We start from the raw sequence: 13,856 nt of genomic DNA, 5'->3' as shown, positions 1-13,856 counted from the left end.
TCGCGCGAAGCGGCGCGTTGAAACGGAAACGGCCGGCGCGTGACGCGCCGGCCTTGCGGTCATGCCGTCACGGTCAGATCGACGGTGCGGCGCTCAATACGGTGCCGAGCGTCGGGTCGAGATACAGCGGCGTCGTGTTCGGCTTCGACGTGAAGTCGAACAGGTTGCGCAGGTCGCCCGCCGTCGCATCGAACGAACCGCCGCCGATACGCTGGCCGCCGAGCCAGTTGTCCTCGATGAAGCGCACGACGGACGACTGGTCGAGCATCGTGTGATCGACGTAGTTCTGCTTCGCATACGGCGAGATCACGACCAGCGGAATGCGCACGCCCGGGCCGCAGCGGCCGTTCACGGTCGCGCCGTTCACGCCGGTGGTGCCGCCCGTGCCGCACTTGCCGGCGCCGTTGAGCTGATCGACCGGGTCCGACGATGCGCGCGTCGGCGCCGTGTACACGTGGTCGTACCAGCCGTCCGAGTCGTCATAGGTGACGATCACCGCGGTGTTCTGCCAGTCCGGCTGCTGCTGCAGGAAGTTGACGACCTTGGTCACGAACGCCTGCTCGTCGAGCGGATCCGAATAGCCCGCGTGACCGTCCTGCGCGGCCGGCGCCTTCAGGTAGCTGACCGACGGGAAGTTGCCGGCCTTCACGGCGGCGAAGAAGTCGTCCGTGTCGTACTGGTGGTTCGCCGGTTCGGGAGTCTTGCCGTCGGTCTCGACGCTCGAACCGATCGCCGCGATCGAGCTCGGGCGCGTGTGCTGCGGGTTCGCGGTCGACGCGTAGTACTGGAACCAGTTGTGGTGCGGGATGTAGTCGGCCGTCGCGGCGTTCACGGCGGTGGCGACCGTGCTGCGCGCGCAGCCCGTCGTGCCGTTGCCGTTGGTCGTCGACAGGTTGAAGCCGCCCATGAAGCCGCCCCACGTGATGTTCGCGCCGTTCAGCAGGTCGCCGATGTTCTTGCCGGTCATCATCGCCTGGTCGGTCGGGCTGGAACACACGTCGAAGCCCGGGTCGACGTCGTTGATCATCGTGAAGCCGCCCTGGCCGTCATTGATGTAGTACGAGCTGGCGGCGAGCGTCGACGGCTGCTTCGACGTCTTGACGATCTGCATCCCGTTGGTCTGCCCCGACACGACGTTCAGCGCGCCCGGCGTCGACGGGCCGTACGACGTCGTGAACGTGTTGTCGCTCATCGCGAAGCGCTGCGCGTAGTTCCACAGCGCGGTCACCGTGTTGCCGTCGAAGTAGCCCATCACCTGGCCCTTCGTGCCGAACGCGCCGGCGCCGCCGGACGAGCCCTTGCCCGTGTACTTCGGGAACAGGTCCGCCAGACCGTTGTCCTCGGCCTGCTCTTCGGCCGTGTACGCGTGGTTCTGGTCGGCGGTCGCGGCCTGCGTGCGGTCGAGGCGGAACGGGTTCGCGGCGTCGGTGCCGTTGGCCGTGTTCGTGAAGTTCGGGTTCGCGGTCAGCAGCGTGCCCGTCAGGCCGTTCGGCGTCGGCGTGCCGGATTTCGCGGTGAACGCCGGTTCGCCCGACGGGTTCGTCGCGTTCGGGTAGGTGCCGAAGTAGTGGTCGAACGAGATGTTTTCGCCGTAGATCACGACGACGTGCTTGATCGGCGTGGCGGTCTGCAGCGCATCCTGCGACGACACGGCGGGCGTCGGCGTGGAATCGTCGCTGCCGCCGCAGGCGAACAGCGCCAGCGCTGCGGCTGCGCAGGCAGTGACGAGCAAGGCTTGACGGAACATCGGGAAACTCCAGGGTAAGGTCTTCGATGGTGGAGAACGGCCCCGTCGCCGTGTCGGTTCGGCGCGAAGCTCGTGAGGGAGCACGCGCATTGGACCAGCCGCGTATGAAGATATGGGGACGGAGTGATTTCGCGATGGTTGCGCTCCGGTATCGGTTTCATTACGACGCAGGGCGATGCGAAAGAGAACGGAAAGGGGCGGACCGTGTGCAATCTCCACGTCACATGCCGCCACGGGCGTGCTGCGGTGGCGGCATCCGGCGCGGGAGCGGCAGGGCGCGTGGCGGCCGGATCACGTCCGGCGCGTGGTGCGTCGCTTTTTTGACAATCCGGTGACGCATTCATACGATGAACGGCTGCCGCGCACCGCGCGGCCTCCGACCGTCAGGGAGTGTTCAGCGTGCCGATCCCCGTTCTGTTTGCCGTTCTGTGCGCGGCGTTCCTGCACGCGTCATGGAATGCGCTGGTGCGCAGCAGCGGCGACCGGCTGCGCTCGGCCACGGTGCTGCAGATCGCGATCGGGCTGTTCGCGCTGCTGTTCCTGCCGGCCGCCGCGCCGATCACGCCGACGAGCTGGCTGTGCGTCGTCGCGTCGGCCGTGATCCACGTCGTCTATACGCTGCTGCTCGTCCGCGCGTACGAACACGGCGACCTGACCGTCGCATACCCGGTCGCGCGCGGCACGGCGCCGCTGCTCGTCACGCTCGGCGCGGCGGCGTTCGCCGGCGAGCGCCTGAACTTCGGTGCGCAAGGCGGGCTCGTGCTGATTTGCGCGGGGATCATGGCGATCGGGCTGGAGCGCGGACGCGGCGCCCGACACCGGATGACGCAGGTGCTGCCGACGGCGTTCGCGACCGGCGTGTCGATCGCCGCGTACAGCGTGGTCGACGGGATCGGTGTGCGCGAGAGCGGCAGCACGGTTGGCTATACCGCGTGGATGTTCGTGCTGACGGGCGTGCTGATGGCCGGGTACTACCGGCTGCGGGCGGGATCGTTGCGGTTGACGCAGGATGCCGGTGAAACCGCGAAGGCCGCCTGCGGCGGCGTATTCGCGGCGCTCGCGTACGGCATCGTGATCTGGGCGATGGATCGCGCGCCGATGGGGCCGGTGTCGGCGCTGCGGGAGACGAGCGTGGTGTTCGCGGCGCTGATCGCGCGCGTGTATCTCGGCGAGCGGCTGACGCCGCGCCGGGCGGCCGGTTGCGTGGTGATCGCGGCGGGGGCGTTGTTGATCAGTGCGTTCGAGGCGGTGGGGTAAGGATCACCCCGGTGCGCCGGGCGTGTCAGCTTTCCACCGGCATCGCACTCGTACACTTGATCTCGTCGAGGCACACGCTCGAATGCACGCCGCTCACGCCGGGAATGCGCATCAGCGTTTCGAGCAGGAACGTCGACAGCCCCTTCAGGTCGTGCGCGACGACCTTCAGCACATAGTCGATGTCGCCCGTCACCGAGAAACACTCCTGGATCTGCGCGAGATCCGACACGAGTTTCTGGAACTTCGACAGATCGCGGATATGTCCGCGCTCCATCGTCACGTGTACGAACGCGGTGACGCCGAAGCCGAGCGTGTCGGGGCAGAGCCGGGTTTCGTAACGGCGGATCGCGCCGATTTCCTCCAGCCGGCGGTGGCGTCGCAAGGTCTGCGCGGGCGACAGGCCGACGGCCTTCGCCAGGTCGAGGTTCGACGCGCGGCCGTTCTCCTGCAACACCGACAGCAAGTGGCGATCGATGCGATCGAGAACCGGTTCAGGCATTTTTGTTTCCTCATCTGTCTCCTGGATGCAATCTTATCTTATAATGTAGGGTTTGCATGAGCGGGTTACGCAACCCGATTTCGCCGTCGCGACGCTAAACTGACGCCGGATTTTCGTGTGCGGCCGCAGCAATGCGGCGCGGGCGACGAGTCGGCGGCGGGGCTGGCCGGCACGCCGACGCGGATCGACTGCCGGCACGCGAAGATTGCAGTCCCCAACCCGGTGGCTCCACGAACGGCCGCCGGCACAGCAAAACAGCGCCCGGCACACCGAGGCGCGCCGCACCGCTCCAGGCGGAAGCGGACAGAGTGGAGAAGACATGGTTTCTGGAAACGACAGCGACGGCCTGAAGCGCGGGCTGAAGAACCGGCACATCCAGCTGATTGCGCTCGGCGGCGCGCTCGGCACGGGGCTGTTTCTCGGCATCGCGCAGACGATCAAGATGGCCGGCCCGTCCGTGCTGCTCGGCTACGCGGTAGCCGGCGTCGTGGCGTTCTTCATCATGCGCCAGCTCGGCGAGATGGTCGTCGACGAGCCCGTCGCGGGGTCGTTCAGCTATTTCGCGAACAAGTATTTCGGCCACTTCACGGGCTTCCTGTCCGGCTGGAACTACTGGGTGCTGTACATCCTCGTCAGCATGGCCGAACTGTCGGCCGTCGGGATCTACGTGCAGTACTGGTGGCCGGGCGTGCCGACCTGGGTGTCGGCGCTCGTGTTCTTCGTCGCGATCAACCTGATCAACCTGACCAGCGTGAAGTCGTACGGCGAGACGGAATTCTGGTTCTCGATCATCAAGGTCGCCGCGATCGTCGGGATGATCGGCTTCGGCGGCTGGCTGCTCGCGAGCGGCCACGCCGGGCCGGAAGCCACCGTCCGGAACCTGTGGCAGCACGGCGGCTTCTTCCCGAACGGCGTGTCGGGCCTCGTGATGTCGATGGCCGCGATCATGTTCTCGTTCGGCGGGCTCGAGCTGGTCGGCATCACCGCGGCCGAGGCCGACGATCCGAAGCGCAGCATCCCGCGCGCGACCAACCAGGTCATCTACCGCATCCTGATTTTCTACATCGGCGCGCTGGCCGTGCTGCTGTCGCTGTATCCGTGGGAGAAGGTCGTCAGCGGCGGCAGCCCGTTCGTGCTGATCTTCCACGCGCTCAGCAGCAACCTGGTCGCGAACGTGCTGAACGTCGTCGTGCTGACGGCCGCGCTGTCGGTCTACAACAGCGGCGTGTACTGCAACAGCCGGATGCTGTTCGGCCTCGCGCAGCAGGGCAACGCGCCGAAGGTGCTGTGCTCGGTGAACAAGCGCGGCATCCCGCTCGCGGCGCTCGGCGCATCGGCGCTCGCGACCGGCGTGTGCGTGCTGGTCAACTACTTCATGCCGGGCAAGGCGTTCGAGGTGCTGATGGGCCTCGTCGTGTCGGCGCTGATCATCAACTGGGCGATGATCAGCCTGATCCACCTGAAGTTCCGCCAGGCCAAGCGCGCTGCCGGGGAGGAGACTTCCTTCCGCAGTCTGGGCTATCCTTTCACGAATTACCTGTGCCTGGCATTCATGGCCGGCATTCTCGTCGTGATGTACCTGACGCCGGATCTCCGCCTGTCGGTGTACCTGATCCCGGTATGGCTCGCGGTGCTCGCGGTCGGGTATCGCTTCCGTCAGAAGAATGCCGGCTTTGCGGTGCATGATGGCGTCTCCGCACGCTGACGCAGGCCACGACCGACCATTCTTCCAAACGAGACCGACTCAAGCCATGTTCGAACACATCGACGCGTACCCGGGCGACCCGATCCTGACGCTCAACGAGAACTTCCAGAAAGATCCGCGCGACCAGAAGGTCAACCTGAGCATCGGGATCTATTTCGACGCTGAAGGCCGGATTCCGGTGATGGGCGCGGTACGCGAAGCCGAGACCGCGCTGCAGCGCGACAGCGGCCCGAAGCCGTACCTGCCGATGGTCGGCCTGGCCGCGTATCGCGACGCCGTGCAGTCGCTGGTGTTCGGCGCCGATCATCCGGCCCGCGCGGCCGGCCGCATCGCGACGCTGCAGACGCTCGGTGGCTCGGGCGCGCTGAAGGTCGGCGCCGATTTCCTGAAGCGCTATTTTCCGGATTCGCAAGTGTGGCTGAGCGACCCGAGCTGGGAAAACCATCGCTTCATCTTCGAGCGCGCCGGCTTCACGGTGAACACGTATCCGTACTACGACGAGGCGACGGGCGGCCTGAAGTTCGACGCGATGCTCGCGGCGATCGACGCGCTGCCGGCGCGCAGCATCGTGCTGCTGCACGCGTGCTGCCACAACCCGACCGGCGTCGACCTCGACGAAGGCCAGTGGGAGAAGCTGATCGACGTGATCGAGGCGCGCGAGCTGCTGCCGTTCGTCGACATGGCGTACCAGGGCTTCGGCGCGGGCCTCGACGCGGATGCGTTCGCGGTGCGCGAGCTGGCCCGCCGCGGCGTGCCGACGCTCGTCGCGAACTCGTTCTCGAAGAACTTCTCGCTGTATGGCGAGCGCGTGGGCGGGTTGAGCGTCGTCTGCGAAGACGCAGCCGCGGCCGAGCGCGTGCTCGGCCAGCTGGCCGGCGCCGTGCGCTCGAACTACAGCAATCCGCAGACCTACGGCGCGAAGGTCGTCGCGGCCGTGCTCGGCACGCCGGCGCTGCGCAAGCAGTGGGAAGAGGAACTGTCGGCGATGTGCCGCCGCATCGCCCGGATGCGCCAGTCGATCCACGACGGCCTGCGCGACCACGTGAGCGGCGAAGCGCTCACGCGCTACGTGAAGCAGCGCGGGATGTTCACGTACACGGGCCTGACCGAATCGCAGGTCGACGCGCTGCGCGAGGTGCACGGCGTGTACATCCTGCGCTCGGGCCGGATGTGCGTGGCGGGCCTGAACGACTCGAACGTCGGCATCGTCGCGGACGCGATCGGCAAGGTGCTGAAGAGCGGCGCCTGACCGCGGCGCCGCGGCGCGCCAGGATGCACAACCGGCTGTGTCCCGTCACGGGAGCAGCCGGTTTTTTGTTGGGCGTCGATCATGTGCGGTGCCCGGCTGACGCACGGGCAGGCGCGGCGGTACGATCACGGGATCGCATGCACGACAGAGGAGCGACATGGGCATCCGGATCATCCAGCTCGGCACGCCGCGCGCGGCCGGCGAAGGGCTGCGGATCGGCACGGTGCGGCGGCCGCCGCGCGGTGTGCCGAAGGCGGAATTCGCGTCGCGCAACTACTATGATGTATGGCTGCCGACGCTGTCGCCGAGCCCCGAACTCGTCGCGCAGGCGCAGGCCGCCGAAACCGACGCCGAATGGAAAGCGTTCAAGCGTCACTTCCGCGCGGAGATGACGCGCGGCGATCCGGCGAAGGTGCTGGACCTGCTGGCCGCGCTGTCGGCGACCACCGCGCTGTCGATCGGCTGCTACTGCGAAGACGAGGGCCATTGCCACCGCAGCGTGCTGCGCGAGCTGCTCGCGGAACGCGGCGCGGCGATCGAGCCCGACGCGGCCTGACGCGGCGTCGCGCGGCCGCGCCGCGCTGCGATCGTGCGGTGCAGCGAACCGGTTGACGTGGGTCAAGCGCGCGGCCGCGCGCGCCACTATGCTCTCGTCATGGAGCCATCACGACGATGACAGGCCGACAGATGCACATTACTTTCCCGCCCGAGCCGCCGGAATACTGCGCGCGCGATCTGGTCGTCGCGTTTTCGGCGCTGGTCGACGGGCGTTGCGTCCAGTGCGCGGTCACGGCCGAGGCGCTGGAAGACCATTTCGGCGCGCGGTCGCTGCTCGAACGCGATCTGCTGCACGCATTCGACGCGCACCGGTCGGCGATCGAGGCGATGGCACGGCGAATGCTCGAGGAAATCGGCGGCCGGCCGGTGCTGCTGCACAGTGGGCACTTCCGGCTCGAAGACTGATACCGCAGGAGGGCGCATGACACTGCAGGGCAACATTCACGAACGCGACTGGTCGGTCGAGGTGGAGACGCGCCCGTGCGAATCGGGCGAGTTCCGCTGCCGCGTGTCGGTCGAGCACGGCGCCGGCGCCGCGCGGTTTCATCATACGTTCGAGCACAGCCACGCGTATCCGACGGAGCGCGAGGCGATGATCGAAGGGCTGCGGGCCGGCATGACGTGGATCGAGATGAAGGCGTCGCAGACCTTCAACGTATGAATGGCCCCGCGCCAGCCAGGCGCGGGCAGACCGTCGGCCGGCCGCGATCGAATCCTGCGCGCCGCGCGACGGGAAACACGTGCCGCCTCCATCGCGAGGCGGCCGGCACATGCAAGGCGGTCGACGAGCGGGCGGCCCCGTCAGGAGACACGACATGGGCGTGGGCATGCAGATCGCCTGCCTCGGATTCACGGTTTCGGCAGCGGTCGAGGCCGAAGCCGGCGCGCAACTGGTGCGGCTCGAACGGTTTCGCGCGTTGATCGACGGCTGCCATCTCGCGATCGACGCGCGCACGGTGGCCGATGGCGCGTGCCTGTACGACGTGCGGCTCGACCTGGTGATGCACGACGCGACGCTCAGGTCGCTGCCGCCGTGCGTCGGCGTCGACGTGGACGATGCGCTGCGCCGCGCGTTCGCGCAGGCCGAACAGGCGCTGATCGCGTGGCAGGCGGGCGCCGCGACGGTGGCGCTGCGCGACGCGGCGACCGGCGACGCGATCCGGTAATGCCGCGCGCCGGCGCCGTGTGTCAGACCCGTGCGAGCGCTTGCGCGTCGATGATGCGCACGCGCTTGCCGCGCGTCTCGACGAGCGCTTCGCGATGGAACCGCGAGAACATCCGGCTGACGGTTTCGAGCTTCATCCCGAGATAGCAGCCGATTTCCTCGCGCGTCATCCGCAGATTGAATTCGGTCGCCGAATAGCCGCGCGCCTCGAACCGCGACGACAGGTTCAGCAGGAAATGCGCGACGCGCTGCTCGGCCGACATCGTGCCGAGCAGCAGCATCTGGCTCGATTCGCGGACGATCTCGCTGCTCAGCATCTGGTAGAGGAAGTGCTGCATCGGCTTCATCTCGCGGCACGCGGCTTCAAGCGCGCCGAACGGGATGATGCACACCACGCTGTCCTCCAGCGCGATCGCGTCGCAGCAGTGCTGGCCGCCGCCGATGCCGTCCATCCCGAGCGTTTCGCCGGCGATCTGGAAGCCCGTCACGTGCTCGCGGCCGTCGCGATGCATCATCACCGTCTTGAACGAACCCGCGCGCACCGCATAGATGCTCTGGAACGGATCGTCGGTGCGAAACAGCGCGTCGCCCTGGCGCACCTGTCGCGTCGTGCAGATGATCGCGTCGAGGCGGCCGTATTCGGCGGCCGTCAGATGCGGCGGCAGGCACATCGAGCGCATCGCGCAGGCCGAACAGCGTGCGGCCGGATGCTTGGCGGCGTCGGCGCGCGCGACCGGGCGCAGGGCAATCGTTGGCCGGGGTACGACGGACACGTCGGCGGCGAAGGCGGTGGCGGTGGACATGAGTCGCTCCGGCTCGTCAGGGGCGGCGCACGCGAGCGTGCACCAGGGATTCGATGACACGGCATGCGGCGTCGAATTCGACGGTCTTGTCGAAGAAGTAGTCGGCTCCCGCCGTCGCGCATGCCTCTCTGAATGCCGGCGCCGAGTGGTTCGTCAGCACGATCGTGACGATGCGCGGCGCGGCCTTCGACAGCATCCCGATCAGGTCGAGACCGCTGCCGTCCGCGAGCCGCACGTCGACGATCACCACGTCCGCGCGACTGCTGCGGATATGCGACCACGCGTCTTGGCCGTCTTCCGCTTCGCCCACGACGGCAACGCCGCGGATCGCGCCGACGAGCAGCGCGATCCGCTGGCGAACGGCGACGGCGTGATCGACGAGGAACACCCTGAGCGCGGCGGGTGACAGGCTGGCATTCATGCCGGCAGTATCGTGTTGCGCCGCCGAAATTGAAATCGGCCGAATTGGAACTTCGTGTAGGCCGCTTCGACGCGGTGTAGGGCATTTCCTACACCGCGTACGGGAAATCGCCGGGACGATCCGGTTGCGGCGATGCCGCGCGAGCGGCTGGAATGGTTGCGCGGCCGGATCAGCCGGCGCGGCGCGCGGCCAGCGCGTCACGCGCGGTGCGGCACGCGGCCAGATCCCACGCGGCGCAGCCGACGCTCTTGAACAGCAGCGGGCCGCCGCGGGCGAAGACGCCGTTCAGCACGTCGGCGAGCGATGCGACGTGCTGCCAGTCGACCCGCGCGACGATCAGGTCGCCGGCTTCGTGGCGCGCGCCGGCCGGATCGTCGACGACGAGCCGGCTGCCATGCACCGTGTTCGCATCGATCTCGGCGGCATCCGCGGTGAACGCGCCGACGCCGACCACGAGACGGCCTTCGCGCGCGGCTTCGCGGTAGACGGGCGTGCGACTGGTGGTCAGCGTGACGACCACGTCGATCGCCTCGGAAATCGCGTCGCCGTCGAGCGGCGCGAGCCGCGGCGCATGCGCGCGATGAGCGGCGCAGAAGGCGGCCGCGCGCTCCGCGGTCGTGCCGCGCACGTGCAGCCGTGCATCCGGAAAGATGGCCGCGAGCGCTTCCGCGTGATTGGCCGCCTGCTTGCCGGTGCCGATCAGCAGGATGTCGCGCGGCGCGGCGCCGTGCAGCGCCTGGATGCCGAGCGCGGTGATCGCCGCCGTGCGGCGACCGGTGACGGTCGGGCCGTCGAGCGCGAAGCGCATTTCTCCGGTCGTCGCGTCGTACGCGGTGACCTGGCCGAGGATCGTCGGCAGCCCGCGCGCGCCGTTGCCGGGGCACACGTTGACGAGCTTGTGGCTCGCCAGGTCGTGGGCGCTCGACGGCATCGACAGCATCACGCCGCCGCCTTGCAGCGGCACGACCAGGCGTTCGGGGCTGACGATGTCGCCCGCCGCGTACTCGGCGACCGCTTGCCTGAGCGTGGCGAGCAGCGCCGGGTAGTCGAGCAGCGCGGCCGTGTCGGCCGCGTCGAAAACGGGAATCGGGGAAGAGGCGGTCATCGTGTACGTCGTGGGCGTCGGTGAGCGTGAACGGCGGACGCATGCCGCGCCCGCCACAGGTCTGCCGGATACCGTGACACAGGGCAGTGTGGATCGAATCTATACCACTTGCTGGCGCGCCTGCAACCCAGAAAATAAAGCGCTGTGGGGATTTTGGTTCTAATATCTGGCCAGAAGCGCGCCGCTGCCGTGCCGCCCGCGCGGCTCCGGTATAGTGCGAACCCATTCCAGATCCACGCCCGCGAACGGGCAGGAGCCATCCGATGATGTCCGCGCGTCCCGACTCACCCGAAGGCGGTTTCCGCCCGCTGCAGATCTACGAGCAGGTAGCCGAAAAGATCCGCGACGAGATCCGCGCGGGGCGCTACGCGGCCGAGTCGCGGCTGCCGTCCGAGCGCGAGCTGGCGGCGCTGTTCCAGGTCGGCCGGCCGGCGGTGCGCGAGGCGCTCGGCGCGCTGCAGAACGAAGGGCTCGTGTGCACGAAACGCAATTCGGGCACCTACGTCGTCGCGGCGCCGCTCGACGTGCTCGCGCAGCGCGGCGATCCGCACACGGCGTCCGAGGCCGACTTCAGCCCGACGTCGACGCTCGACGTGCGATTGATCCTGGAGCCCGCGATCGCGCGCCTCGCGGCCGCCCATGGCCGCGCCGACCCCGGCGCCGAACGCTATCTCGCGCAGATGGAAACCATCACCGACGTCGACGATCCGCACCAGCGCGCGCTGTGGAACGAGAGCGACCGGCTGTTCCACCGGCAGCTCGCGCTGATGACCGGCGATGCGCTGATCGTGAAGATCGCGGACGAAGTCGCGAAGACGATGGACCAGCCGCTGTGGAAGCGGCTGAAGGACGACGGCATCTACGACGCGGGCCGGATCCGGCTCTACGTGTCCGAGCACCGGCTGATCTACGAGGCGATCGTGTCCGGCGATGCCGATGCGGCTGCGTTCTATGTCGAACAGCACATCCGCCGCGTGCGGCGCGACATCGCGCCGAAGTGACCGGCCTGCGCGCGAAGTCGTTCTGGTCTTCAATATGACCAAAATCCCGACAATTATTTTGAAATTGCTTGCGATGTGACCACGTGTGTCCTACATTGGTTTCACACAAAACCAATCAGGAGACATCATGCGACACTTCTTGACCGCGCTCTCGGTGGCTGTTGCCGCCGGCGCGCTGACTTCCGCGCACGCGCAGGAAGTCGTGATGATCGGCCATTCGGCGCCGCTCACCGGCCCGCAGGCCGCCAACGGCAAGGACAACGAAAACGGCGCGCGGCTCGCGGTGGACGAGCTCAACAAGGCCGGCATCAAGGTCGCCGGCAAGGCCGTCACGTTCAAACTGGTTTCCGAAGACGACCAGGCCGACCCGAAGGCCGGCGTGCAGGTCGCGCAGAATCTCGTCGACAAGGGCGTCGTCGCGGTGCTCGGGCCGTACAACTCGGGCGTCGCGATTCCGGCGTCGCGCGTGTATTCGACGGCCGGCGTGCCGATCCTGCCGGTCGCGTCGAACCCGGCGCTGACGAAGCAGGGCTTCAAGAACATCTTCCGGATCGGCGCGAGCGACGAGCAGCTCGGCGGCACGATGGCCACGTTCGCCGCGAAGACGCTGAACGCGAAAACCGCCGCCGTGATCGACGATCGCACCGCGTACGGGCAGGGCGTCGCCGAGCAGTTCATGAACGTCGCGAAGGCGAACGGCATCAAGATCGTCGACCAGGAATACACGAACTCGTCGGCCACCGATTTCCTCGGCATCCTCACCAAGATCAAGGCCAGCAACCCCGACGTGATCTTCCTCGGCGGCTATGCGGCGCAGGGCGCGCCGATGGCCAAGCAGATGAAGCAGCGGGGCTTGCGCGCGAAGCTGCTCGGCGGCGACGGCATCTGCTCGGCCGACATGGGCAAGGTCGCGGGCGAGGCCGCGTCGATCGTCTACTGCGCGCAGGGCGGGGTCGCGCTCGAGAAGACGGCGGCCGGCCGCGAATTCCTGAAGAAGTACCACGACACGTATCACACCGATACGCAGGTCTATGGCGTCAACTACTACGACGGGATGAAGCTGCTCGCCGACGCGATGGTCAAGGCCGGCACGACCACCGACAAGGCGAAGCTGAGCGCGCAGCTCGCGAAGTCGAACTACGCGGGCGTCGCGGGCACCTATTCGTTCGACGCGAACGGCGACCTGAAAGGCGCGCCGACCACCGTCTACGTGATCCGCAACGGCCTGCCGGAACCGTACGCGAAGTAATTGCCGCATCGCCCGTCACCGGACGGCGGCCCGGCCGCCGTCCTTCGTTTCAACGCATTCGATCCGCCATGAAAATTTCCCGATCCCTGTCCACCGTCGAAGTGCACACCGGCGGCGAGGCGTTCCGCATCGTCACGAGCGGGCTGCCGCGCCTGCCCGGCGACACGATCGTCCAGCGCCGCGCGTGGCTCAAGGAGCACGCCGACGAGATCCGCCGCGCGCTGATGTTCGAACCGCGCGGCCATGCCGACATGTACGGCGGCTATCTGACCGAGCCGGTGTCGCCGAACGCCGATTTCGGCGTGATCTTCGTGCACAACGAGGGCTACAGCGACCATTGCGGCCACGGCGTGATCGCGCTGTCGACGGCGGCCGTCGAACTCGGCTGGGTGCAGCGCACCGTGCCCGAGACGCGGGTCGGCATCGATGCGCCGTGCGGGTTCATCGAGGCGTTCGTCCAGTGGGACGGCGAGCACGCGGGGCCGGTGCGCTTCGTCAACGTGCCGTCGTTCATCTGGCAGCGCGACGTGTCGGTCGACACGCCGTCGTTCGGCACCGTGAGCGGCGACATCGCTTATGGCGGCGCGTTTTATTTTTATGTCGACGGCGCGCCGTTCGACTTGCCGGTGCGCGAATCGGCGGTCGAGAAACTGATTCGCTTCGGCGCGGAAGTGAAGGCGGCCGCGAACGCGAAGTATCCGGTCGTCCATCCGGAGATCCCGGAAATCAACCATATCTACGGCACGATCATCGCGAACGCGCCGCGCCACGCGGGTTCGTCGCAGGCGAACTGCTGCGTGTTCGCGGATCGCGAGGTCGACCGCTCGCCGACCGGCTCCGGCACCGGCGGGCGCGTCGCGCAGCTGTACCTGCGCGGGCTGCTCGCGGCGGGCGACACGCTCGTCAACGAATCGATCGTCGGCACGGTCTTCAAGGGGCGCGTGCTGCGCGAAACGACGGTCGGCGACATCCCGGCCGTGATCCCGGAAGTGGAAGGCAGCGCGCATGTCTGCGGGTTCGCGAACTGGATCGTCGACGAACGCGATCCGCTCACGTACGGGTTTCTCGTGCGCTGACCCGCAGCGTCGGTCGCGCCG

General features: G+C 67.8%; 15 protein-coding genes. 10 read left to right on the top strand and 5 right to left on the bottom strand.

Translation table 11 applies throughout. The features are described from left to right. Window positions 1–73 precede the first annotated feature (73 nt). Window positions 74–1,747 carry a phospholipase C gene (locus DTA15_RS22845; RefSeq protein ID WP_006481710.1) on the bottom strand — a complete coding sequence of 558 codons (1,674 nt, stop codon included), beginning with the start codon at window positions 1,745–1,747 and terminating at the stop codon, window positions 74–76. Window positions 1,748–2,146: 399 nt separating this feature from the next. On the opposite strand from DTA15_RS22845, the gene DTA15_RS22840 reads away from it, so the two are divergent. Further along, a complete protein-coding gene (locus DTA15_RS22840; protein WP_034178416.1) occupies window positions 2,147–3,004 on the top strand; it encodes an EamA family transporter in 858 nt (285 codons plus the stop codon). A 25-nt stretch (window positions 3,005–3,029) separates the two neighbouring features. On the opposite strand, the gene DTA15_RS22835 is transcribed toward DTA15_RS22840, so the two are convergent. Continuing rightward, complete coding sequence (locus DTA15_RS22835; protein ID WP_006479071.1) at window positions 3,030–3,503, bottom strand: Lrp/AsnC family transcriptional regulator; 474 nt, start codon at window positions 3,501–3,503, stop codon at window positions 3,030–3,032. Between the two features lie 319 nt (window positions 3,504–3,822). On the opposite strand from DTA15_RS22835, the gene DTA15_RS22830 reads away from it, so the two are divergent. The 6 genes from DTA15_RS22830 to DTA15_RS22805 all read left to right on the top strand — a co-directional run bounded on the left by DTA15_RS22830 (window position 3,823) and on the right by DTA15_RS22805 (window position 8,181). Further along, window positions 3,823–5,208 carry an amino acid permease gene (locus tag DTA15_RS22830; RefSeq protein ID WP_006481698.1) on the top strand — a complete coding sequence of 462 codons (1,386 nt, stop codon included), beginning with the start codon at window positions 3,823–3,825 and terminating at the stop codon, window positions 5,206–5,208. Between the two features lie 46 nt (window positions 5,209–5,254). After that, window positions 5,255–6,457, top strand: a complete 1,203-nt coding sequence (locus DTA15_RS22825) for an amino acid aminotransferase (protein WP_006481706.1) — start codon at window positions 5,255–5,257, stop codon at window positions 6,455–6,457. Window positions 6,458–6,614: 157 nt separating this feature from the next. Continuing rightward, window positions 6,615–7,013: a DUF488 domain-containing protein gene (locus DTA15_RS22820; RefSeq protein WP_006481712.1), complete on the top strand. Its 399-nt coding sequence runs from the start codon at window positions 6,615–6,617 to the stop codon at window positions 7,011–7,013. Between the two features lie 116 nt (window positions 7,014–7,129). Further along, window positions 7,130–7,420, top strand: a complete 291-nt coding sequence (locus tag DTA15_RS22815) for a DUF1488 family protein (protein WP_006481711.1) — start codon at window positions 7,130–7,132, stop codon at window positions 7,418–7,420. Window positions 7,421–7,436: 16 nt separating this feature from the next. Continuing rightward, window positions 7,437–7,676: a hypothetical protein gene (locus tag DTA15_RS22810; protein ID WP_006479066.1), complete on the top strand. Its 240-nt coding sequence runs from the start codon at window positions 7,437–7,439 to the stop codon at window positions 7,674–7,676. Window positions 7,677–7,830: 154 nt separating this feature from the next. After that, entirely contained in the window at window positions 7,831–8,181 is a 351-nt protein-coding gene (locus DTA15_RS22805) for a hypothetical protein (protein WP_006481700.1), read from the top strand. Window positions 8,182–8,203: 22 nt separating this feature from the next. Here DTA15_RS22805 and DTA15_RS22800 read toward each other — a convergent pair whose 3' ends face one another. The 3 genes from DTA15_RS22800 to lhpI all read right to left on the bottom strand — a co-directional run bounded on the left by DTA15_RS22800 (window position 8,204) and on the right by lhpI (window position 10,509). Beyond that, window positions 8,204–8,983, bottom strand: a complete 780-nt coding sequence (locus DTA15_RS22800; protein ID WP_006481707.1) for a helix-turn-helix domain-containing protein — start codon at window positions 8,981–8,983, stop codon at window positions 8,204–8,206. 16 nt (window positions 8,984–8,999) lie between these two features. Continuing rightward, window positions 9,000–9,404 carry a response regulator transcription factor gene (locus DTA15_RS22795; RefSeq protein ID WP_006481701.1) on the bottom strand — a complete coding sequence of 135 codons (405 nt, stop codon included), beginning with the start codon at window positions 9,402–9,404 and terminating at the stop codon, window positions 9,000–9,002. A 169-nt stretch (window positions 9,405–9,573) separates the two neighbouring features. Beyond that, window positions 9,574–10,509 (bottom strand): bifunctional Delta(1)-pyrroline-2-carboxylate/Delta(1)-piperideine-2-carboxylate reductase, encoded by a 936-nt coding sequence (gene lhpI, locus DTA15_RS22790; protein ID WP_006481713.1) that lies wholly within the window; start codon window positions 10,507–10,509, stop codon window positions 9,574–9,576. A 263-nt stretch (window positions 10,510–10,772) separates the two neighbouring features. On the opposite strand from lhpI, the gene DTA15_RS22785 reads away from it, so the two are divergent. The 3 genes from DTA15_RS22785 to lhpH all read left to right on the top strand — a co-directional run bounded on the left by DTA15_RS22785 (window position 10,773) and on the right by lhpH (window position 13,835). Continuing rightward, window positions 10,773–11,510 (top strand): FadR/GntR family transcriptional regulator, encoded by a 738-nt coding sequence (locus DTA15_RS22785; RefSeq protein WP_006481703.1) that lies wholly within the window; start codon window positions 10,773–10,775, stop codon window positions 11,508–11,510. A 127-nt stretch (window positions 11,511–11,637) separates the two neighbouring features. Beyond that, window positions 11,638–12,759, top strand: coding sequence for a branched-chain amino acid ABC transporter substrate-binding protein (locus DTA15_RS22780; protein ID WP_006481705.1), 1,122 nt, complete (start codon window positions 11,638–11,640; stop codon window positions 12,757–12,759). Between the two features lie 68 nt (window positions 12,760–12,827). Continuing rightward, the gene (gene lhpH / locus DTA15_RS22775) at window positions 12,828–13,835 is read left to right on the top strand and encodes a trans-3-hydroxy-L-proline dehydratase (protein ID WP_006481709.1); all 1,008 of its coding nucleotides are present in this window, start codon (window positions 12,828–12,830) and stop codon (window positions 13,833–13,835) included. Window positions 13,836–13,856 lie beyond the last annotated feature (21 nt).

It is taken from the genome of Burkholderia cenocepacia (assembly GCF_900446215.1).
Lineage (GTDB): Bacteria > Pseudomonadota > Gammaproteobacteria > Burkholderiales > Burkholderiaceae > Burkholderia > Burkholderia cenocepacia.
Note: the sequence above shows the minus strand (reverse complement) of the source record. Positions and strands in the feature narration are given on the sequence as shown.